22 protein-coding genes and 2 pseudogenes are annotated in these 21,686 nt (G+C 39.3%); 12 read left to right on the top strand and 12 right to left on the bottom strand.

The window, feature by feature from the left end; all coding sequences use genetic code 11:
* Nucleotides 1–597 precede the first annotated feature (597 nt).
* Nucleotides 598–1,503, top strand: coding sequence for a cation diffusion facilitator family transporter (locus L634_RS0123360; RefSeq protein ID WP_026584536.1), 906 nt, complete (start codon nt 598–600; stop codon nt 1,501–1,503).
* Nucleotides 1,504–1,537: 34 nt separating this feature from the next.
* On the opposite strand, the gene L634_RS0123355 is transcribed toward L634_RS0123360, so the two are convergent.
* A complete protein-coding gene (locus tag L634_RS0123355) occupies nt 1,538–1,858 on the bottom strand; it encodes an ArsR/SmtB family transcription factor (RefSeq protein WP_026584535.1) in 321 nt (106 codons plus the stop codon).
* A gap of 81 nt (nt 1,859–1,939) precedes the next feature.
* Complete coding sequence (locus L634_RS0123350) at nt 1,940–2,575, bottom strand: hypothetical protein (RefSeq protein WP_026584534.1); 636 nt, start codon at nt 2,573–2,575, stop codon at nt 1,940–1,942.
* A gap of 179 nt (nt 2,576–2,754) precedes the next feature.
* On the opposite strand from L634_RS0123350, the gene L634_RS0123345 reads away from it, so the two are divergent.
* Entirely contained in the window at nt 2,755–3,456 is a 702-nt protein-coding gene (locus L634_RS0123345) for a response regulator transcription factor (RefSeq protein ID WP_026584533.1), read from the top strand.
* On the top strand, nt 3,446–4,855 hold the full coding sequence (locus L634_RS0123340; RefSeq protein WP_026584532.1) for a sensor histidine kinase: 1,410 nt from the start codon (nt 3,446–3,448) through the stop codon (nt 4,853–4,855). The genes L634_RS0123345 and L634_RS0123340 overlap by 11 nt, the downstream gene beginning before the upstream one ends.
* 99 nt (nt 4,856–4,954) lie before the next feature.
* On the opposite strand, the gene L634_RS0123335 is transcribed toward L634_RS0123340, so the two are convergent.
* From L634_RS0123335 to L634_RS0123290, 8 genes are all read right to left on the bottom strand, one after another.
* The gene (locus tag L634_RS0123335; RefSeq protein ID WP_026584531.1) at nt 4,955–6,310 is read right to left on the bottom strand and encodes a hemolysin family protein; all 1,356 of its coding nucleotides are present in this window, start codon (nt 6,308–6,310) and stop codon (nt 4,955–4,957) included.
* Nucleotides 6,311–6,373: 63 nt separating this feature from the next.
* The gene (locus L634_RS0123330; RefSeq protein WP_084028972.1) at nt 6,374–6,775 is read right to left on the bottom strand and encodes a MerR family transcriptional regulator; all 402 of its coding nucleotides are present in this window, start codon (nt 6,773–6,775) and stop codon (nt 6,374–6,376) included.
* A 262-nt stretch (nt 6,776–7,037) separates the two neighbouring features.
* On the bottom strand, nt 7,038–8,330 hold the full coding sequence (locus L634_RS0123320; RefSeq protein WP_026584529.1) for a hemolysin family protein: 1,293 nt from the start codon (nt 8,328–8,330) through the stop codon (nt 7,038–7,040).
* 641 nt (nt 8,331–8,971) lie between these two features.
* Nucleotides 8,972–9,511, bottom strand: a complete 540-nt coding sequence (locus L634_RS0123310; RefSeq protein ID WP_026584528.1) for a GNAT family N-acetyltransferase — start codon at nt 9,509–9,511, stop codon at nt 8,972–8,974.
* 173 nt (nt 9,512–9,684) lie between these two features.
* The gene (locus tag L634_RS34475; RefSeq protein WP_026584527.1) at nt 9,685–10,017 is read right to left on the bottom strand and encodes an ATP-binding protein; all 333 of its coding nucleotides are present in this window, start codon (nt 10,015–10,017) and stop codon (nt 9,685–9,687) included.
* Between the two features lie 98 nt (nt 10,018–10,115).
* Nucleotides 10,116–10,298 carry a histidine kinase dimerization/phospho-acceptor domain-containing protein gene (locus L634_RS34470; RefSeq protein ID WP_232233828.1) on the bottom strand — a complete coding sequence of 61 codons (183 nt, stop codon included), beginning with the start codon at nt 10,296–10,298 and terminating at the stop codon, nt 10,116–10,118.
* A gap of 214 nt (nt 10,299–10,512) precedes the next feature.
* Nucleotides 10,513–11,472: a 3-oxoacyl-ACP synthase III family protein gene (locus L634_RS0123295; protein ID WP_034263117.1), complete on the bottom strand. Its 960-nt coding sequence runs from the start codon at nt 11,470–11,472 to the stop codon at nt 10,513–10,515.
* Between the two features lie 108 nt (nt 11,473–11,580).
* Complete coding sequence (locus L634_RS0123290) at nt 11,581–12,714, bottom strand: histidine kinase N-terminal domain-containing protein (protein WP_026584525.1); 1,134 nt, start codon at nt 12,712–12,714, stop codon at nt 11,581–11,583.
* Between the two features lie 221 nt (nt 12,715–12,935).
* Between L634_RS0123290 and L634_RS0123285 the strand changes: the two genes are divergently transcribed.
* Nucleotides 12,936–13,406 carry a helix-turn-helix transcriptional regulator gene (locus L634_RS0123285; RefSeq protein WP_026584524.1) on the top strand — a complete coding sequence of 157 codons (471 nt, stop codon included), beginning with the start codon at nt 12,936–12,938 and terminating at the stop codon, nt 13,404–13,406.
* A 137-nt stretch (nt 13,407–13,543) separates the two neighbouring features.
* Here L634_RS0123285 and L634_RS31605 read toward each other — a convergent pair.
* A pseudogene (locus L634_RS31605) lies at nt 13,544–14,079 on the bottom strand (universal stress protein).
* A gap of 174 nt (nt 14,080–14,253) precedes the next feature.
* Between L634_RS31605 and L634_RS0123275 the strand changes: the two are divergent.
* Together L634_RS0123275 and L634_RS0123265 are read left to right on the top strand one after the other, a co-directional pair.
* Entirely contained in the window at nt 14,254–14,445 is a 192-nt protein-coding gene (locus L634_RS0123275) for a hypothetical protein (RefSeq protein ID WP_026584523.1), read from the top strand.
* A 571-nt stretch (nt 14,446–15,016) separates the two neighbouring features.
* Nucleotides 15,017–17,092: a transglycosylase domain-containing protein gene (locus L634_RS0123265; RefSeq protein ID WP_034263119.1), complete on the top strand. Its 2,076-nt coding sequence runs from the start codon at nt 15,017–15,019 to the stop codon at nt 17,090–17,092.
* 341 nt (nt 17,093–17,433) lie between these two features.
* On the opposite strand, the gene L634_RS0123260 is transcribed toward L634_RS0123265, so the two are convergent.
* Entirely contained in the window at nt 17,434–17,757 is a 324-nt protein-coding gene (locus L634_RS0123260; RefSeq protein ID WP_026584521.1) for an HPr family phosphocarrier protein, read from the bottom strand.
* Between the two features lie 255 nt (nt 17,758–18,012).
* On the opposite strand from L634_RS0123260, the gene L634_RS0123255 reads away from it, so the two are divergent.
* The 6 genes and pseudogenes from L634_RS0123255 to L634_RS0123230 all read left to right on the top strand — a co-directional run.
* Nucleotides 18,013–18,237, top strand: a complete 225-nt coding sequence (locus L634_RS0123255; protein ID WP_026584520.1) for an amidohydrolase family protein — start codon at nt 18,013–18,015, stop codon at nt 18,235–18,237.
* A 360-nt stretch (nt 18,238–18,597) separates the two neighbouring features.
* Nucleotides 18,598–19,899, top strand: a complete 1,302-nt coding sequence (locus tag L634_RS0123250; RefSeq protein ID WP_026584519.1) for an MFS transporter — start codon at nt 18,598–18,600, stop codon at nt 19,897–19,899.
* A 399-nt stretch (nt 19,900–20,298) separates the two neighbouring features.
* Complete coding sequence (sigY, locus tag L634_RS0123245; protein ID WP_026584518.1) at nt 20,299–20,862, top strand: RNA polymerase sigma factor SigY; 564 nt, start codon at nt 20,299–20,301, stop codon at nt 20,860–20,862.
* Nucleotides 20,816–21,166: a YxlC family protein gene (locus L634_RS0123240; RefSeq protein WP_026584517.1), complete on the top strand. Its 351-nt coding sequence runs from the start codon at nt 20,816–20,818 to the stop codon at nt 21,164–21,166. Before sigY ends, L634_RS0123240 begins: the two co-directional genes overlap by 47 nt.
* On the top strand, nt 21,163–21,363 hold the full coding sequence (locus L634_RS0123235; protein WP_026584516.1) for a hypothetical protein: 201 nt from the start codon (nt 21,163–21,165) through the stop codon (nt 21,361–21,363). The genes L634_RS0123240 and L634_RS0123235 overlap by 4 nt, the downstream gene beginning before the upstream one ends.
* 143 nt (nt 21,364–21,506) lie before the next feature.
* Nucleotides 21,507–21,686, top strand: a pseudogene (locus tag L634_RS0123230) (DDE-type integrase/transposase/recombinase); the annotation flags it as partial.

Genomic DNA, 21,686 nt, shown 5'->3' with positions numbered 1-21,686 from the left:
AGGCACTCGCTTTCCGCGGGCGGTCCGACGCTCCTCGGTGCATTCGCACCTGCGGGGTCTCCCGCTGACACGCTTCTCCCGCAGGAGTCTCGTACCTTCCGCTCCAATCAACAGGGTGCTAAAATCAACAATAAGCTTTAACACAGCCTTTTATAAAGGTGCTTTTATCATTAATTCGGGTCTTATAGCAGGTAGTGAATCAACTTTGTTTCGATTAGAAATATGAAATCTACCGTTACACTCCTTGGTGTATTTTGCTTTATTTTAACCATTATTTTAATGCTCAGTTGAGTTAAAGGGTGCCATTTTTTAAGGAATGGTCATCTCTTCTGCTATTGGTATGATTGACCTTATTGATTAGCCGGAAAAAATAGTGGGGTCCATTCCTTGCCTAAGAGGGCATTTTGGGGGAAGTGTTCAAGCATTTCGTTCAAATTTTTACACAGGAAATACCAGCAGTCATCTTTACATTCTAGTTTGTTATATTTTTAAAAATTAGTCTAAATATAATGAGGGAAGAAATAAAAGCATTGAACGATAAAGAAATGTCATGCATAATATATATGAGCATATATTCATATAAAAGGGGTGTATAGTATGGGACACGGGCATTCGCATGATCACCATCATACAGGCAATAAAAAAGCACTTATGTGGGCATTTGTCCTAATTGCTTCTTTCATGATTGTGGAGGTAATCGGAGGTATTCTGACTAATAGTCTGGCGCTATTGTCGGATGCAGGCCACATGCTCAGCGATGCTGCTGCACTTGGCTTAAGCTTTCTGGCCATCAAAATGGGAGAAAGGAAGGCGACAAATTCGAAGACGTTTGGCTATAAGAGATTTGAAATTATTGCTGCATCAATAAATGGAATTACGCTGCTTCTGATTTCATTTTATATTTTCTATGAAGCCTATCATCGCATACTTGAGCCTCCGGCAGTTCAAAGCCTGGGAATGCTCGTGATCTCATCTATCGGGCTGCTTGTAAACATTGCTGCTGCCTTTATCTTAATGAAAGGCGATAAAGATCACAATTTGAATGTAAGAAGTGCTTTTTTGCATGTCCTCGGGGATCTGCTTGGCTCAGTTGGAGCTATCTCAGCTGCACTTCTTATCTACTTTTTCGGATGGGGCATTGCAGATCCGGTTGCCAGTGTAATTGTGGCAGTGCTAATTTTAATAAGCGGGTGGAGAGTTGTAAAAGAATCATTTCATATTTTAATGGAGGGAACTCCTTCTCATCTGAATCCTGATGAAGTTAAAAAGAAGCTTCTCAGCATTACCCATGTCAAGGATGTCCACGATCTTCACATTTGGACGATTACTTCCGGCTTCCCATCTTTAAGCTGCCACCTCGTTATTGAGCATGCAGGGGGCCATGATGCTGTCCTTCATAAAGCCCAATCGCTCCTGCATGATGAATATGGCATTGAGCACAGCACGATACAGGTTGAAGGGGAAAGAGAAGGCTGTCCGGGCCATCATGAGAGCTGCAATTAATCTACACAGGCATTGGGCCGGAGGACAGCTTTATTCAGGAATGCTGGCTGTGTTCAATAGCTTGCTTCAATAAACTAATGACATGTTCATCGTCATGGCTGTAAAAAAGAGTAGTTCCTTCCCTGCGGAATTTTACCAATCTAAGGTTCTTTAAAAAGCGAAGCTGGTGAGAAACGGTTGACTGAAGAAGTGATAGTTTTTCAGCTATTTCATTAACCGAATACTCTCCATGGAATAATAGATGCAAAATTCTCAGTCTGGTCGGATCTGATAAAGCTTTGAATGTCTGGGAGACCATGAACAAAGTTTCTTCATCCAAGTCGGCCTGGGACTGCATAGGATTTTCATCTTTCATGGGAAACACCTCCTTTTCAATTATAATCCTGGTTACACCAAAACGAAACCGCAGAGTATTAACATCTGCGGTTTTCTAGGTTTATTCTTTTTCTTTAATATTTTTTTGAATTTCATCTACTAGTTTTCTCATTTCTGTATGGATTTGCTCTTTTTCCAAATTTAGTTCCTTTTTAATTTCATGAAATGATTTCCCTTGTTCTTTCATTTTCATTACATCGTCTAAATCTTTATTTGCGGCTTTAGCCATGGCTGCACCTGAAACCAGGGAACGCAAAGGGATTCCTTTTTCAAGATAGCCTTGCAAATCTTGAGGTGTTTTCCCTGAATACTTTGATACGGTTTGGAGAACAACCTCTTTATTTTTCTCAAGGAACTTATCCATGTGATGGTGATGATTCTTAATTTTTTCTAGATCCACTCCATAATGCTGGGCTGTTTTCTCCCATGATGATTCATTCTGTTTATAAAAAGCTAAAACATCTTCTACCTTTTGTTTCGAATGCTTTGCTATGTGGACAGCTATGAAGATCTCCTTTTTGGTATAACCTTTTTCCAGCAAGTTCTTTAACAGGGTTTCATCAATCATGCGATGATGGTGTGCATGATGCTGCCCGTGATTTGGGTTTTCTTTCGGTGCTGTTTCTGCGTTTGCTGAAAAGGCAGAATTGAATAGTACTAAACAAAAAACTAGTATTGTGTGCAAATTCTTTTTCATTGTATCACTACTCCTTTTTATCATTGATTCTTCTTTATCATGTCCCAACAAATAGGCAAAACATGAATAAAATGCTATTTTTCTAATGAAAAATTGAAAGGACGGAGCTAGTCATTGAAAAGACACGGCAATTTAGATTACATTTAAGAAAAGAAGTATATCCCGGGATGGTGGAGGAAATGAAAATTCTTGTTGTAGAAGATAACGAAAGTGTCTGCTCAATGCTTGAGATGTTTTTTATGAAAGAGGGTTATCAGGGCGTTTTTGTCCATGATGGCCAGGAGGGCTTTGAGCGATTCAATAAAGAAAAATGGGATCTGATCATTGTGGACTGGATGCTTCCTATCATGGATGGTGTATCTCTTTGCAGGAAAATCAGGGAATTAAGCAAGGTGCCAATCATTATGCTTACGGCTAAAGACAGTGAATCAGACCAGGTATTAGGACTTGAAATGGGGGCAGATGATTATGTGACTAAACCATTCAGTCCGCTAGCACTTATGGCAAGGATTAAAGCTGTAACGCGTCGGTTTCAAGCTGAAACGGCATCAGATGAGGACGGTCAATTTGTTTCCAGTGAATACTTCAAAATCAGCAAAGAGTCAAGGGAGGCCTATTACAATGGCCAGCTTCTTAACAATCTGACTCCAAAGGAGTTTGACCTGCTGTATTATCTAGTGAAGCATCCCAAGCAGGTTTTTACACGTGAACAGCTGCTTGACAGTGTGTGGGGATATCAGTTTTACGGAGATGAACGGACAGTTGATGTACATATAAAGCGGCTCCGGAAAAAAGTAGGCACTGCAAAACAGCCTTTTATCCATACAGTTTGGGGAGTGGGCTATAAATTTGATGAGACGGATGCGGAAAATGAAAATTAAATATTTTTATCAGTTGCTGATCAGCCATGTCAGTATATTGATCTTAGCTTTCCTTTTATTGAGCCTGCTGTTTTCCCAGTTTGTTGAAAATTATATTTTCGGGAACAAAGTGGATGAACTGAATTCTTATGGAGAGCAGATCTTAACTGATTTAACGGTTCGAATTGAAGGGAACGAACAATTTTTAACGGAATACAGCCAGCTGCTGGACGCAAGGAATATAAAATATATTCTCTTTGACAATAAAGGAAGGGTTTTATACCCGGAGTTACAATCAGATCCGATGATCCAGCTGACAAATGCTGAATGGACTGAAATCTCAAAAGGCAACCCAGTTTCTGTCAAACATGATATCAAGCGTTTCGATCAGGAAGTAACATTGGTTGCCCTTCCTTACATGCAGGGTGGCAGGCTAATTGGCGGCGTGCTGCTATTATCGCCAATTACCGGTGCAATGGAAGTAGTCAGCCAGCTAAACCGTTTTTTATTATATACCATCATTATTTCACTAACAGCCACTATATTATTGAGTCTTGTTCTATCCAAAAACTTAATTAAAAGAATTACAGATCTTCGAAATGCAGCTTCCATGATTTCTTCAGGGAATTATGATGTAAATGTACCATATACATACAGGGATGAAATTGGCGATCTCGCCAAAGATTTTAATGAAATGGCTGCCAAGCTTAAGGAATCAAATGAAGAAATAAAACGTCTGGAAAATAGAAGGAGAAAATTCATTGCAGACGTGTCCCACGAACTGAGAACCCCGCTTACGACAATCAGCGGGGTGGCAGAGGGCATTAAAAATGGACTGATACCGGAAGAGGAAAAAGCAAAAGGAATGGTACTGATTGATCGGGAGGCTAAAAGGCTTATTCGTCTTGTAAATGAGAATCTTGATTATGAGAAAATCAGGTCTAATCAGCTTCAGCTTAATAAAATGGACATCAATTTGATGGATGCCTTCGAGATTGTAAAGGAACAGCTTGAAATTCAGGCGGAGGAAAAAGGGAATGAAATCTACATTAAGGCAGAAGAAGACATTTCTGTTTATGCGGATTATGATCGCCTAATTCAAATTCTCGTGAACATCGTCAAGAACAGCATTCAATTTACTGAGAAAGGCGCCATATTTTTAAGGGGAAAGGAGACCCCTTCAGAAACCATTATTGAAATTGAAGACACTGGAATCGGCATCGATCCTCAAGAAGTCGAGTCCATCTGGCTGCGCTTTTATAAAGCGGATTTATCCAGGACCAACCATTCCTTTGGTGAATTTGGCATTGGGCTGTCCATTGTAAAGCAGCTGGTCCAGCTTCATAACGGAATAATAACTGTCAGCAGTGAAAAAGGGAAAGGCACCAAATTTACCATTATGATTCCCAGAGAACAGTAGAGCTTCGGGTTTATTTGTATCCATTCTTTAACCTTTCGGTCAGTGCTTTAGAATATAAGAAAGGAGCAGCCTATATAGGCTGCTCCTTTTGATCGATTTTTATGATAATACCTCAGTCTCAGTTAAAGGTATTTTTTTTGAAGGGGCGGGTTCTTCTGTTTCAGGGATAGCTGTTACTTCAATATACTTAATATGGTGGTCTTCCATTTCATGAATTTTGAAGCGGTACTGTTCATGCTGGATTGTATCACCTTGCTTGGCTTCATAATTTTCTGTCAAAATCCAGCCTCCGATGGTATCAACATCTTCATCATTAATATCCGTTCCAAGAAGGTCATTTACCTCACTGACAAGAACTTTTGCATCAATGATATACTGTCCTTCATTGGTCGTTCTGACCATTGGAACTTCATCCATATCAAATTCATCACGGATTTCCCCAACAATTTCTTCGATAATATCCTCAACTGTTACGAGACCGGAAGTTCCGCCGTACTCATCCATTAATATCGCCATATGGATGCGGTCCTTCTGCATTTTAAGAAGCAGCTCATGAATCGGTATGCTGTCTATGACTCTGATGATTGGGCGAATATACGATTCAAGAGTGCTTGAGGATAACTCACGGTTCATGATCAGGTCTGTCATGACTTCTTTAATATTAACCATCCCGATAATATGGTCTTTGTCTCCATCTATAATTGGATAACGGGTAAATTTTTCTTCCTGGACGATTTGAAGAAAGTTTTCCAGTGTATCATCTTTTGAGAGTGAGACAATTTCTGTTCGCGGAACCATGATTTCTTTCGCAATTCGATTGTCAAACTCAAAAATTTTATTTACATACTTAAACTCAGATTGGTTGATTTCGCCGCTTTCATAGCTTTCTGATAAAATAATGCGAAGTTCTTCTTCCGAATGGGCCAATTCGTGTTCAGAAGCAGGCTTGAGTCCAAACATGCTGGTTAAAAGACGGGCTGAGCCATTCAATGCCCAGATGATCGGATACATGATCCGGTAGAACCATATTAAAGGCCGTGCTGTTAAAAGAGTAACGGCTTCGGCTTTTTGAATAGCCAGCGTCTTTGGAGCCAATTCGCCAACAACCACATGAAGAAAGGTAATAAAAGCAAATGCGATACTTATTGAAACCACTTGAGCTATGGAACCCGGCAAGTTGAACTGGTTAATTAACGGACGCAGCAAATGTTCAATTGTCGGTTCTCCAAGCCAGCCAAGGCCAAGAGCGGTGATTGTAATTCCAAGCTGGCAGGCTGAAAGGTATTCATCCAAATTGGAAATCACTTTTTTGGCAGCAGATGCATTTTTATTGCCTTCTTCAATTAATTGATCAACCCTAGAACTTCGTACTTTTACAATGGCAAATTCCGATGTTACGAAAAAAGCCGTTAAAGCAATTAAAATGGCTATAAAAACCAAGTTTAATATGTCCAAATAAATTCCCCAAATCCCGCAAAAACGGGCAGGGTGTCACCTCCTGATATTGTGAAAATGGGATTAGCTTGTCAGGCTGGAAAGGGAACGGAGCAATGCGGTGCTTTCAGCAGTCAATTTCTTGGATAGGTCATCCTTCTGTTCATCATCCAATGTATTAATCAGCGGCATGAGAACGGAAATCTCCTGGTGAAGCTGCTTCATTTGCAGTGTAACTGTGTCAATATGCTTTTCAACTTCCCCTGTATGAATCTCCCTTTTCGTCTTCATTTCTAGTTTTCTTTTAATCTCTTCAAGCGGAAGATGCAGTTTTTTGCATTCTTCAATAAACCTCAAATCAGACAATACATCTTCTGAATAAATTCGGTAGTTTGATTTCGAGCGTTTCGCTTTTATAAGGCCGATGCTAGTGTAATAGTCTATTGTTCTTTTAGATACATTAGCAATGTTTGCTAATTCCCCGATACGATAGTAAGCCCCATCATATCACCTCTGCTCTAGAGTACTTATATCCCTTTGGAGAATCGCTCCTTAAAGAGATATAGTTAGAATTAATTATACTTTAGCCCAAACCATACAGTCAAACGTAGCAGTTTGGCAAAATGGATTACTTTTATTTTATGAAAAAATGCTTAAAATATGAAATAAAAAGATTCGGAAAAATAAAAAACATTGGAACAAGTTCCAGGAAAAAATTCACCCTTGGAACTTATCCCAAATGCTGAGGTTACATCTTGATTACTTCAATATACGAGATATGGTGTCCATCGATTTCTTTGATAATAAACTTGTAGCCCTCTTCTTCGACGACATCACCTTGGACCAGATCATATTTTTGAGTCAGAATCCATCCGCCAATTGTATCAACCTCTTCTTCACTCAGGTGAGTGCCCAAAAGGTCGTTTGCCTCCGAAATCAGCAGCTTGGCGTCCAGAATAAAATGGCCTTCATCCAGCTTTTGGACAAGCGGCAGTTCATCCGTATCAAATTCATCCCTGATTTCCCCAACGATCTCTTCTAGTATGTCCTCAACTGTAACCAAGCCCGCTGTGCCGCCATATTCATCAAGAAGGATGGCCATATGGGATCTCTCTTTCTGCATTTTCAGAAGCAAATCATGAATAGGGATGGTTTCAATTACTCTGATGACAGGCTTAATATACTGCAATAAAGGTTTATCGTCTTCACATTGTTTTCTTACACAATCAGTCAAAATTTCTTTCACGTTGATAATGCCCAGAATATTATCCTTATCACCGGATGTGACAGGGTATCTGGTATATCTCTCATCCAATATGACGTCAAGTATTTCTGATAGGGAATATTCCTCCGGCAGGCTGACAATTTCGGTTCTCGGAACCATAATTTCTTTGGCTATTCGGTTATCGAATTCGAAGATTCGATCTACATACTTGAATTCTGATGGATTGATTTCTCCGCTTTTTAGGCTTTCGGATAAAATGATTCGCAATTCTTCCTCAGAATGGGCAATTTCATGTTCAGATACAGGCTTTAGTCCGAAAAGCCCTGTGACAATTCTTGCGGAACCGTTCAGAATCCAAATAAAAGGATACATCAGGCGATAAAACCATATAAGCGGCCTTGAAAAAGCGAGTGCTATCGCCTCGGCTTTTTGGATGGCAAATGTTTTGGGAGCAAGCTCCCCAATGACGACATGGAGAAAGGTTACAACTGCGAATGCAATTACAAAGGAAAGAATATGTGCAATGGATGCCTGCAAATTCAAGCTTTCAAATACGGGGCGAAGCAGCCTCTCGATGGTAGGCTCCCCAAGCCAGCCAAGGCCCAATGCTGTAATGGTGATGCCAAGCTGGCAGGCTGATAGATATTCATCGAGATTGCTGATGACGCGTTTCGCAGAATAAGCTTTGGTGTTGCCCTCTGAAATCAGCTGATCAATTCGTGAAGTGCGTACCTTTACTATGGCAAATTCAGATGCGACAAAAAAAGCTGTTAAAGCGATTAGAAAGAATAATAAGATAACGTTAAGGATAGTCATATAAAATCCTTACATACTATGTAAGGGGTTTCGCACCTCCTTTATAATATGTACTTTTCCCTTATTCATAAAATTTACAAGCAGTTGGATCAAAAAGCTTGGCTTACCATGAAAGTACCCTTATGAAGGAGGAGATAACAAAGAAAAGGAAAAAAATGCGAAAGCTGCTTCAGGATTTCCCGGAATTTGGAGCATGCGCTATTCAAGCGGTTTTTTTAATGGATGGCTGTGCTAAAGCTGATTGTTGATTATTAGCACCCTGTTGATTGGAGCGGAAGGTGCTAATCCCGCGAAAATGTTACCGTATTTCCTTACGACAAGGTGTTAACTCGGGGAAGCTTATTCAATGTCCTGCGGGAGAAGCGTGTCAAAGGGAGACTCGACAGGACGAATGTGCCGAGGAGCGTCGGACCGCCCGCTGACAGCTTGAGCTCCTGGAGGGAAATTAACAGGCAAGTTTAACAGCGACTAATGGATAAAAAATAACAGGATGCACTAAGATAAGGAGGATTTGTCAAAGAGGAGCAGACCATTGTATATAAATTTGGGCCCTTGTTTATGAATTTTTACCGGCTGAGAAAATTATTCTGAAGGAATATCAAAATTAAAAAGAAGCCTGCTGACAGGCTTCCTTTCATGATCTATTGCCAGTCTCTTGCCAGCATTCCGTACACGGCAAGATCATGATATCGATTATAAAGATACTCCCCGTCACGGATAATGCCCTCTTGTTTAAAGCCGAGCCTTTCCGGAATCGCTCGGCTTTTCAAATTTCTGATTCCGCAGCGAATTTCTACTCTGTTTAATTTAAGATCAAAAAAAGCATGATTAACCATGGCCTGTGCACACCGAGTCATAATTCCCTTTCCTTCAAAACCCTTTGCAAGATAATAACCCATGCTAGTCTGTCTGTTGTGCCAGTCTATTTGATGAAAGCCAATTGATCCTGCAAGCTGGCGTTTGTAGCGAATGCCGGCGTTAAAGCCGTTATTATCAGCAAATTGCTTTAGCCATATCGGAATAATGGAATGATACTGAACAGGCGATGCCATATTATCCACCCAGGGCAGCCATTCCCTTAAATGCTCTCGGTTGCGATCCACCAGGTTGAAAAGTTCTTCTGAATGATGCAGCTGAAACAGCTGCAGTTCAATTTCCTGATCTACTTTTAAGCAAAACACAGGCAACTCCCCTTCTTTCTAAATATTTCTATAATAATAGGAATCTATAAAATAATACATAGTTTTTGGAAAAAAAACCAAAAACATATTATAAAGCTTTCATGAATGAAATATAAAATAAAGGCTGCTCTCGAAACCAGGGAGTCAGCCTTTATCTCTATACTTTCTTTTGTTCAGAGGCAGGAGGATAATACGAAAACAGTCCGATCTGTATTAGAGTGGCACGTAAGTTTCCCCTGATGCTTTTTGATAATTTCCCTGCAGACAAGTAATCCTGGTCCGGTTCCAAGTGTTTTGGCCATTACAAAAGGTTCGAATATGGATGGAACTAAATGATCAGGAATTCTTGGGCTATTATTGGCAATGTCGAGTTTATTTTGCCCATTTCCCGTTAGGCTGCTTTTGATATCGATTACAGGATCAATGCGATACTGGGTAAGGACATCAATGGAATTAAAAATAATACTAATTAATACCCGGCGAATTTCATCTGCATAGCCTTTCAAGTATAGATCACTTTGCAAGTTCTTAAATATCTTTACCTTTCCGTCCAAGATGCCTGGATATAGGAAAATCATTTATTTAGGAGAAAGTGACTTTTTCTTTACCGGTCAATTCTTTTTTTATAAGAGAGCAAAAACTGGGATATCCGGAAATTCAGCTGTTCCAGTTCATTGGAAATGATGTCTAGATACGTCATGGAAGGGTGTTCTGACTTTAATAGCTGAATAAACCCCCGTACGGAAGTGAACGGGTTTCTAAATTCGTGAATGAAACTGGGTGTCATTTTCCTGAGAAGAATTTTTTCGCTTTCCCTGTAAATACAAGAATATTCTGTATAAAATGGTTTGACAGTTTAAATAAAATTTCTAAATATTAGTAAAAAATGTGAAAGGAACTATTTTCATTACATATAGAATTTTTTACTCTTTTAAAATAAGATAGAAAAAATAAATGTTCCTGTTAAAAAACACAGGGATACAAACGCTGTGTTTTTTATTTTACTTTCCCCATTTCATCAATGCTGCTGCCCAGGCCAAACCTGAGCCGAAACCTGCAAGGGCGACATAGTCTCCCTCTTTAATTCTTCCTGCCTTTACTTCATCGGCAAGAGCGAGCGCGACACTCGCAGAAGAGGTGTTTCCGTAGTACTGAACTGCATGGGTGGCAACCTTTTTAATCGGAAAATCAAGGTTAAGTGCCGCTTTTTCAATAATTCGCAGATTTGCCTGATGCGGTACGAGATAATCCAAATCATCAAGGGTCAAGTCCGCTTTCACCAAAGCGTCCTTTACAATCATCGGAATGTGGGTAGAAGCAAATTTGAAAATAGCTTCTCCGTCCATCGATGGTCTGTGATTTTTATCTTCCCTCATATATTCAGAGCCAGAGCCATCTGAGCCGACAGAAGAGGATAATAGACCGAATCCTTCTGACACTTCGCCAACGACAGCAGCCCCTGCTCCGTCACCAAACAGAATATTCACTTTTCTTTCTTCTTTGTTTTCCACTTCCATGTTTCGGGAACATTCTTCAACTCCAACCACCAGCACTTTTCTTACAAACCCTGTCTGGACATATTGAAGGGCATTCAGAAGAGCAAATACAAAGCCAGCACACCCAACACTCATATCATAGGCGCCAGCTGTTGTCGGGATGCCGAGGCGGTTTTGGACCTGGCAGGCTGTGGAAGGATAGATTCGCTCCTGTGTAATCGTAGAAAGGATGACAAAATCGATTTCGGAAGGATCGACATCCGCATGCTCAAGAGCAGCTTTTCCTGCTTCAACGGCCATATCCGCCATGTTGATGCCTGGAACCGTGAATCTTCTTTCCTTGATTCCTGTCATTTTTTCAATGGTTTTGCCAGAAATGCCGCACTTCTCTTTGAAGAAATCATTTGTTACCACACGAGGCGGCAAATAGCTTCCTACACCTAGAATTCCACCACTTTTTAACATTTTTATTTCCCCTTTTTATTTGGTTTTGTCTTAGAATTATAAAGCTTTCATGAGTGAAATATAAAATAAAGGCTGACTCTCGAAACCAAGGAGTCAGCCTTTATCATTCTATACTTTCTTTTGTACAGAGGTAGGGAGGATAATACGAAAAACAGTCCGATCTGTATCAGAGTGGCACGTAAGTTTCCCTTGATGCTTTTCGATGATTTCCCTGCAGACAAATAATCCTAGTCCGGTTCCAAGTGTTTTGGTCGTTACAAACGGTTCGAATATGGATGAAACTAAATGATCAGGAATTCTTGGGCCATTGTTGGCAATGTCGAGCTTAATTTGCCCGTTTTCCGTTAAGCTGCTTTTAATATCGATTACAGGATCAATGCGATACTGGGTAAGGACATCAATAGCATTAAAAATAATATTAATTAATACCTGGCGAATTTCATCTGCATAGCCTTTCAAGTATAAATCACCTTGCAAGTTCTTTAATATCGTTACCTTTCCGTCCAAAATGCTTGGATATAGGAAAATAAGAACTTCTTCTATTAATTCATTTAGGGAGAAAATGACTTTTTCTTTGCCGATCAATTCTTTTTTTGAAAGAAGCAAAAACTGGGATATCCGGAAATTCAGCTGTTCCAGTTCATTGGAAATGATGTCTAGATACTTCATGGAAGGGTGCTCTGACTTTAATAGCTGAATGAAACCCTGTACGGAAGTGAGCGGGTTTCTAAATTCGTGAATGAAACTGGATGTCATTTGTCCCAGTAAAGTTAACCTGTCTTTATGGGTTGAATCAATAAATTGAGTTTTTTCTTTAATAATCTGGTCTTTCGCATCTGTATATCTTGAAACTGCATGATATAAAAATTTATCAACGCAGTAACTAATCTTTTCATGATATTCCTGAAGCTTATGATAGTTAATCTCAATATGGTTCAAATGTTTTTGGAAAATGGAACGTCCCAGATTCACATTGTAAAGAAAGTCACCGATGTTTATTTCAGCTTTCACACGCTCTTCCGCAACTTTGTAGGCGAGCTGCTGAATGTATTTTTCAAGTTCCTGTTCTTCCTTTGATAAGAATTGAATAACTAGATGGAACATCGCATCCGCGTTGTCTCTAATCTTATCTCTATAAGGATCCTCGTCATTGATTAGGACTTTTTCTTTCCATTCCCTCAAAAGGGTTTCTTTCTTGCTATGCAAAAATTCCAATACGACATCATTTGTTTCGATTGCCATCTTAACCTCCACTCTTTCACATAAAAAAAGTCTATTCAATAAATTTCGATAGATAACAGCAAAATCCTTTGTAAATTTAATGGGAAATTACAGGAGGTGTTCAGTAAAAAAGGCATCTTTGTATCATCAGTTTATTTTATTTGAAATTTTGACACTATTTCTTTTATAATAAAATAATCAGGTGTAAATTTACACCATTACTGAAAAGGAATGAAGCTGCATTGACAAGAGATGAAATAATATTAAAGGTATCTGATAAAATTCGACTCATTCGTACAGAAGCTGGGTATACGCAGGATAAAATGGCAGAAATAATTGGCGTCTCCAAGAAAACATTGGTACAAATAGAAAAAGGGAGAGCAGAAGCCGGATGGTCAACAGTTGTGGCTGTTTGTGCATTGTTTCGGGAAACGGAAACTGTCAGATTCCTTTTTGGAAATGAACCGCTTGAGGTTTTGGAAACGGTTGCAAGAGAAGGCATCGACTATAGAAAGGAAAAGACGCTTGGCGGTAAGATTTGGTGGCGTGAAATTAAGAGAAGCAGTGGTTTAATTCTTCAGCAAAATATCATAAGCCAGCACTACAGGATTATTGATCAGGATCATTTCCGCATTTACAGCAGTTTTGATGAAGCTTCGTCCAAGGAGCGGTTTGAAGAACTGGCAGCAGAAAACTCTGGCTTTTTGGGCTAGAATTATTTTCAGCTTCCTGGCACTTTTATTGTTTGGCCGTTTTTGCAATGAAAGGATCTTGCTGCGCTATCTCCAAAGCTTAGATTTATAGAATACCAAGAAAAGCAGCCCAATTCCCGGGCTGCTTTTTATATATATTACTTAAGATTGTCCTTGTCTTTAGCAATTAGCACTGGACATGGAGCGTTTTCGGCAATTTTGGCACTTGTGCTTCCCAAAACATTCTCTTTAATCCGCCTTTGCCGGAGTTTCCGACTATAATTAAATCAGCATTTTCAACAGCAGCATAGTCACATATGCTATTAGCCGGGTTTCCCTCGAGAACCTCGAACTTAGCTTTAATGTTATATGGCTCAATGATTTCTCTTGCGTTGAAAATGGCTTGGTCTACACTATGTGAAACTTTGGCGTGTGTTGTCGTATTGGCTTCATCATGATAGACCGGAAGAGGGGGGACTTGAATGCCTTCAAGCAAATAGCCATTTGTTCTGAATGGCTCTACGGCTTTTTCATTGCTGACAGGAACATTCTCAACTTTTTCTTCAAAGACCTGAGCAACCAGCAAATGGGATTCTGGATTTTCTTTTGCTAATCCAATTGCCAAATTTAAAGCATTTCTGCTGCCAGCTGTATTATCATAACCAACAATTATTCGGTTAAACTGCAAGCTCATTTTTCATCACCCTCTCGTTAGGAATAGAAATGAATATACGTATATATACCCGCCTAAGAAAAAATCAATCTAGTCATTTTAGCGGCTGAGGAAAAAAGATATGTTTATTTCCCCCCATAAAAAACAATAAAGCAGCGAAAATTTTAGTAATACTTATGAATTGGGGTGTGCAGAATGAGGCCGGAAATCAAAAAAGGGATCCATCCGACAATTAAAAAATGTCTGCAGCATCTTGATATCCTGCAGGCTAATGATAAGACCAAACAAATTGTTTATATGTATATGGAATCTCTTCTTTTGGAAAATACAAAATCAGCAAAGGTTTCCGGACAGCCAGCAGAAGTACCCGTACAAGCAGATCAATAAAAAAGGAAAGCATTCGGAACTCTTTGATTGCTTTTCTTTTTTTTAGGCTAATTTCGTAAAGTCTGCTGCTTTACGGGCGGATAATTAAGTCTAACCAAATGCGTTGGTTGTAGCGGAGGGAACCTGACTCCTCGAAAATGCATTCGCATTTTCTAATGGCGAGGAGTTTATTTAAGGCTGCTTTTTCCGATGTCCTGCTCAGAAGAGAGGGAGTGGGAAACCATACAGAGGAAGCCGAGGAAGCTCTCATTCCTCCCCGTTGTGAAAGCAGCAGAGTAAATTAACGGGCAGACTTTATAAGTAAAAATAGCAATTTATGAGGATAGAGCCACTTTTTATGATGTTACAGGATTTAATTGGGTGTTAACAGCATGATTTTTGGGTAAATGTTCATGTCAGGCGGATTCTCAATTTTTTGTTGGGAACAAAATACTATATAAAAACTTTTTCTTTGCAGTTATGCTGATATCGGTATAGACTGATAGCTGCTTTATAAAATTTAGTTTAACCATAAGAAAAGCAGCAATATTTAATGCAAAGCAGCCATAAAGGAGTTTTATTTGGAGGACTTATGAGGAACAAAAAAAATTTATTTATTACTAAATTTCAATCCACATGGAAAAAACTGCACTTAACACAAGTATCCATATTACTTGCATCCACATTAGTTTTGGCATTTTTAAGTTTCGTTTACTTCTCATACAAAGATGCCGATATTAGTGCACTTGAAGCCGGGCTGGCCCAATCCACAATTATATATGACGCAAATGGAGAAATTGCCAGCAAAATCTCAGCAAATAAAAATGAGGGAATTTCTATTGATCAAATTCCTGAACATATGAAGAATGCTATTATTGCCATAGAAGACCACCGTTTTTATGAGCATGGCGGGATAGATTTAAAGGGAATCGGCAGAGCATTTTTCACAAATATGAAGGCAGGGGACATAGTTGAGGGAGGCAGTACGCTCACCCAGCAGCTGACTAAAAATGCCCTTTTGTCTGACGAGAGAACTTATAAAAGGAAATTGGAAGAATTTTTTCTGGCCCTTGAAATTGAAAGGGAATATACCAAAGATGAAATCCTGCAAATGTATTTAAACCAGGTTTATTTTGGTGAAGGAGCCTGGGGGATTAAGCGGGCAGCGATGAAGTACTATGCAAAGGATGTAGAAGATCTCACAATAAGTGAGGCAGCTTTGCTGGCAGGACTTGTTAAAGCACCTTCGGCTATTAATCCTTATCAAAGTGAAGAGAAAGCCATCGAACGAAGAAATTTGGTGCTTGATCGAATGAAGGAACATAACTTTATTAGTGAAAAGGAATGGGAAAAAGCTAAAAATGAACAGCTTGTTTTTGATGATAGCGGCGGAGATCCCCTTAAAGGGAAATACCCTTATTATGTAGATGTAGTACTTGAGGAAGCCATTAAAAAATACAATCTGACACTCGACGAGCTTCTAAGTGACGGTTATCAAATCTATACAGAACTGAACCAGGACATGCAAACCGGTGTAGAAGAAGCCTATAAGAATGATGCATTATTTCCTCAAGGAACTGGCGATCAAATGGTTCAAAGCGGCGCCATCCTGCTTGACCCCCATAATGGCGGCATTCGGGCTCTTGCAGGCGGCCGGGGAGAGCATACTCTTTTAGGCCATAACCGAGCTGTCCATAAGGTGGGACAGCCTGGATCAACCATGAAGCCTATCGTCCCTTATGCAGCTGCGCTTGAAATGGGCTGGAATATCACGGATGAATTAAAAGATGAAAAAATGACATTTGGAAAAGACTATGAGCCAAAAAATTATAATGGACAATTCCGCGGGAACGTTCCAATGTACGAAGCAGTCAAGGATTCCCTAAATGTCCCTGCTGTTTGGCTTCTTGATGAAATCGGCATGGATAAAGGTGTAGATGCTGCAAAAAGGTTTGGAATACCGGAGGAAGCTATAAACCAAAATCTCGCACTTGCACTCGGGGGTACAAGTGAAGGGGTTTCCCCCTTAACGATGGCGCAGGGATATGCTGTTTTTGCAAATGGCGGTGAAAGGCCTGAAGCCCACTCCATCACTAAGATAGTCAGTAAAGATGGAGAGACTGTTGCGGAATGGAAAGGGAAGAATACAAGAGTCATTTCAAAAGACACAGCAGAAAAAGTGACAACGATGCTGCTGGGGGTAGTTCAGCACGGCACAGGAAAAGCTGCCCAGATTCCCGGCAGGGAAGTAGCTGGAAAAACTGGCAGTACACAAATGACAATTCCAGGAATAGATGGTGTTAAAGATCAATGGTTTGTAGGTTATACGCCACAGCTGGTAGGTGCAGTTTGGGTAGGGCATGATAAAACAGATGCAAACAATTATCTTACGACATCAAGCAGTGAAGGAACGGCGCCAATATTCCGGGAAATCATGTCAGGAGCCTTAAAGGATCAGGAGCCAGTATCTTTTAATGTTCCTCAAATTGCTGCACTTATGGAACAGAGAAAAAAGGAGCAGCAACGAAAAGCTTGGGAAGAAAACATGAAAAAGGAAGCTGAAAAGATAAAGGAAAAGATTGAAAAGGAAAAAGAAAAGTGGGAAAAGAAATGGAATAAAGAGAAAGAAAAAGGCAAAGGCAAAGATAAAGAAAAGAAGAAAGATTAATTAATAGAATTTTAGAGTGCAGTTTAAAAACTGTACTCTTTTTTACTTTTTGGGAGGCAATGGACATGGCAGAAAAGAATTATGATGAATTGGCAGGGAATATCATTAGTTTTCAATGAGTGAAACGGCTCTTTCCTAAAGATTCAAGATTTTAACGGACGAGGGCAGCTGTTTATAATGAAAAGGCCTGGTGTTCACCAGACCTTTTTAACATTTGTAGTTTAGAATAACCAGCTAATAATAGCACCGATTACCACAATTGCTCCAACTACCATAAAAATAGTGCGTATCATAAATATTCACCCCGTCCCCTTTTCAATAAAACAAGCTTGTCTTTTTTATTAGATTTGAATGGTTTCTGAAGAATTAATAAAACGCTTCTCTGTCATGCGTGATACAGAAACATGGCTCGTACACATTTTTTTGATTTTTTCCAGGTGATTCTGCACTTCGTTTCCTTCAACTATGATTTTAAGTGTTGTTTGCGGTTTGACTGTCAGCAGGAAAGAAACCAGTTTGGATAGGTTTGAGGCATCCACAGTTTTATGTTTGCTGTATAAATAGGTAGTGCCTGTAAATTGTTTTGATGCCTGGTAGATTTCCAGCATTTTTTTCATGGTAAATTTATTTTGTACTAGAACATTTGTAGAAATAATTTCTTTCATTTTTACTAACTCCTTTTTAATAGTTTTTTATATTAATCGATTAATAGATAATGTCGTTTGTACTAGGAATTTACCCAGGGTGCAGAGCTGATAAACCATTCCTGATAAAGTGTGAATAATTACCTGTGTGTTTTCCAATAAGCGGTATAGTTGGAAAGGGCTTATACAAGCCTTGCACTGAAAGAAACCAAATAGATAAAATAGTAGAAAATGTTGATTGTTTAGGAAGGGAAGAGGAGTTTATTAAATGAGGGAGTGTCCCTTGAAGACGCTATATCTGTAATTACGAAAAATCCTGATGCAATTTTAAAGCTTCAATCCAAAGGTACAGTTGAAGTGGGAAAGGATGCTGATCTGGTGCTGCTGAATAAAGAAGATCTTTCAATCCTTTCTGAATTTGCCCTCGGAAAGAAAATGGCAGGAATGGTGAAGCGCTTATTAAAGGGACATTTGAATAACCGGGGAAGGCTTGGACTTTAAATGTCCAGGCTTTTTTTGGGCTTGGCCGGTAAAATGCCTGAACTTGATCATATATTAGGGAAGTTGATGATAAATTGGCTAAGTTGACGATATATTAGCTAAGTTGACGATATTTATACTGAACTTGATGAAAAATAGCTATTCAACCGGAAAAATCAGTTCAGCAAGTATAAGGGATCTCATAATTTCGGTTAATTGTGCAGGAAACCATCAATTTATATAAAACTAGGTGTCATTTAAAGTGGTTTTTCTGCTTTCTCAGCCTTAAGGAGGAGACCAAAACCATCAGCAGCCGCTTATGAAAAAAGAAATGCCGCTGTAAAATTTAGTTATAAAACTGGGAAACAGAGGTAAAAACCGATGAGGAAATTTAAAGAGATTTTTCAAAATGCCAATTATGTGAAATTATTCCTTGCCAATTTTACTTCACAGATGGGCAGTACAATCGGCCTAACTGCATTTATGTTTTTTCTTCTCGATCGCTTTACAGAACAGCCTTTCTATGCCACCTTGACGGAGCTAATGTTTTCAGTGCCGACTTTGGCTGTATTTTTCCTTGTTGGTGTGTTTGCAGACAGAATGGACCGGCAGAAAATAGCTTATTATTGTGATTGGATCAGTGCTTTGCTGTCAATTGTCCTCTTGATGACCATTATCATCGGCTGGATGCCGCTTGTTTTTGCTGTATTATTTTTAAGGAGTGCAATTCAGAAATTCTTCTTCCCTGCTGAACATGCAATGATACAAGGGATATTGAAAAGTGAAGATTACACAACTGCTGCTGGATTGAACCAGGTTGTCATGAGTCTCTTCATGCTGTTTGGCAATGGCCTAGGCATTCTTGTATACTGGACAGTCGGGGTTTACGGTGCCATTTTGGCCGATACAATTACCTTTATTGTAAGTGCATGGCTAATAAAAACATGCCGCATCCCGGCGGAAGTCCGTTTGCCTAATGGGAGCCATAGGCTAAAGGATCTCAATATCCCGCTTGTCTTTAAGGATTTTACTATCGGGATGAAGTATATTCTGCAGCACAAATTACTATCAGCCTTGCTTGTTGGTTTCTTTGTTTTCGGTGTGGTAAATGGCGGGTTTTCAGTGATGCCTATTTTTATGCTGAAGTATAAGCTCGAGCCGCAATCCTATGAAGAATACTCAATCTTGCTCGGTATAACCTTTGGAATTGGCGTTCTTATCGGAAGCTTTGCTGCCTCATTGCTTACTCAAAAATTTAAACTTTATCAGCTGATTATTTCCGGATTGCTGATTTCGGGAAGTTTTATTATTGCTGCTTCATTTGCAGGAAATACGCATATCTTCCTCGCCCTATTATTTGCTGCAGCCTTTGGCCTTCCTTTGGTGAATATTGCCATAGGAGGCTGGATGCCAAGTATTGTCGATCCCAAAATGATGGGAAGGGTACAGGGATGGATTAGTCCATTAATGATGCTGTCCCAATCTTTAACACTTGGGTTTATTGCAGTTAGCTTCCCGGTATTGTTCAAGGTGGAGATGCTTTATTGGATGGTAGGCGGTTGTTTAGCCTTCGTAGGTATCTTTTACAGTCTTGTTTTGCCAAAGCTAACGAAAAAATTTGAAAAAATATTGAAACACATTCTTTGGAACAAACGGGTACAGTATAATGTATTATTAGGTTAAAAGTCCCTTTAAATAGGGGCTTTTTGTTTGAGTAAAAAATAATCATAATACTGTTTTCGTAAAGTTTGTTGTTTTTCAACTGCAATACAACTGAGTTGTTTGTAGCGGAGGGCACTTGACTCCTCGAAAATGCTCTACATTTCCTTCGTGGGGTGTTTATTCAGGGGTGCTTTCCCAATGTCCTGCGGGAAGTGAGGGATGTGGGAGACGCCGGAGGCTCCCATTCCTCCCCGCGGAAAGATTAAGTCCCCGTGCTGAAATCAGCGGGCAGAATTTATAAGTAAAAACAACATTTTTGAGAAAAGAGCCAAAAATAATGAACGAATTCATCTCTTAAGCGTCTTATAAGTGAAATAACAAGTATACAATGGGACGATAGGGAAGAGAGGAAAGAGGCTGATGGACGAGAAAGACCTTATATTAAGCGCTAAACGAGGAGATCAGCTCGCTTTTGCCATGCTATTTAAAAATAACTATCCCTTTCTTGTTAAGTACTTAATCAAAATCACGATGAATCCTGACACAGCTGAAGATCTTGCTCAGGAAACGATGGCCAAATGTGTTGAAAAAATCGGCATGTTTAATGGCAAAGCCAAGTTTTCCTCTTGGCTGATTTCAATTGCAACCCATTTATATATTGATCGGAAGAGGAAGTCAAAAAGAGAGAAAAAATGGAAACAGCAGGAAGAAGCATTCAGAAGGATAAAGTGGCAGCTTGAAAGCAGAAATGAAGAATGGAACGATACCTTATCAGCTCTTGGAAAACTTAAAGAAGATATTCGGATTCCTATTATTCTTAAACATTACTATGGCTATTCCTATGAAGAAATAGGCGAGATGTTGAAAATATCCGCTGGTACGGTTAAATCAAGGGTTCATAACGGAATAATGGCTGTAAGAGAGGAGTTGAAACTTCATGACGAACCGAAAAGTGCTGCCGCTCGAACACGAACATCAAGATGAAAGTTATCTGGCTGCTATAAAACAAATAGAGGACGGATTGGAATCGCTGGAGGAGAATGTTCCAGTGTATACACCTGATCTGCAATTTTTTGAACAATTGGTAATAGAACAAAAACAAATGATGAAAAAGAAATTAATGAAGGATCTGGCTATCTTTATTGTTATGGCTCTCCTCATTGTAAGTTCTGTTTTATTTATGCTGTATCAGCTGCCAGTTGTGTTTTTTATTCTGCAGGGAATTGTCACTTTTTTTATTATTGCTTATAGTACAGTCAGCTTTGTTAAGCAGGTGGATGGTACATGAATAATGAAGAAATCTCCCTTCCTTTATTATTAGTTGTTGGGATTATCTTAATTGTCCAGAGCACGTTCTTATTTTTGGATGCAAGGAAGCATGGACATAATTATTGGCTATGGGGAATTATCGGATTAATTCAGGCTCCTATGCCGACGCTGTTTTACTTGATTTTTGTCAGAAAGATTTGGCATAAAAAAGATTAGTACGTATTGTCAAAACTTCTATAAGAAATAGGTTATAAAATATCTCCATAGAGGGCTTTATAGGCAAAAAAATTGCCACCCCCTAAATTCTTTGGATAATTGAGGTTACCACACACCCAACAACCAAGAATGGAAGTGACAATTTGTACCCTCAAATTATAACCTATTTATTAACTTTTATAAACTATCAAGAACAACTCATTCGAACATTGCTTACTTTATTGATTGGTAAAAGCATGTTCGTTAAACCTACTGAACAGCCCGTAAATAAACCTTATCGAAAACTTCAAGTGGATGACCTTCCGGTCATTGAAGTTCTAGAA

It is taken from the genome of Bacillus sp. J33 (genome assembly GCF_000518885.1).
Taxonomy (GTDB): domain Bacteria; phylum Bacillota; class Bacilli; order Bacillales; family Cytobacillaceae; genus Cytobacillus.
The sequence above is the reverse complement of the archived record's forward strand: the minus strand, read 5'-3'. Positions and strand labels throughout refer to the sequence as shown.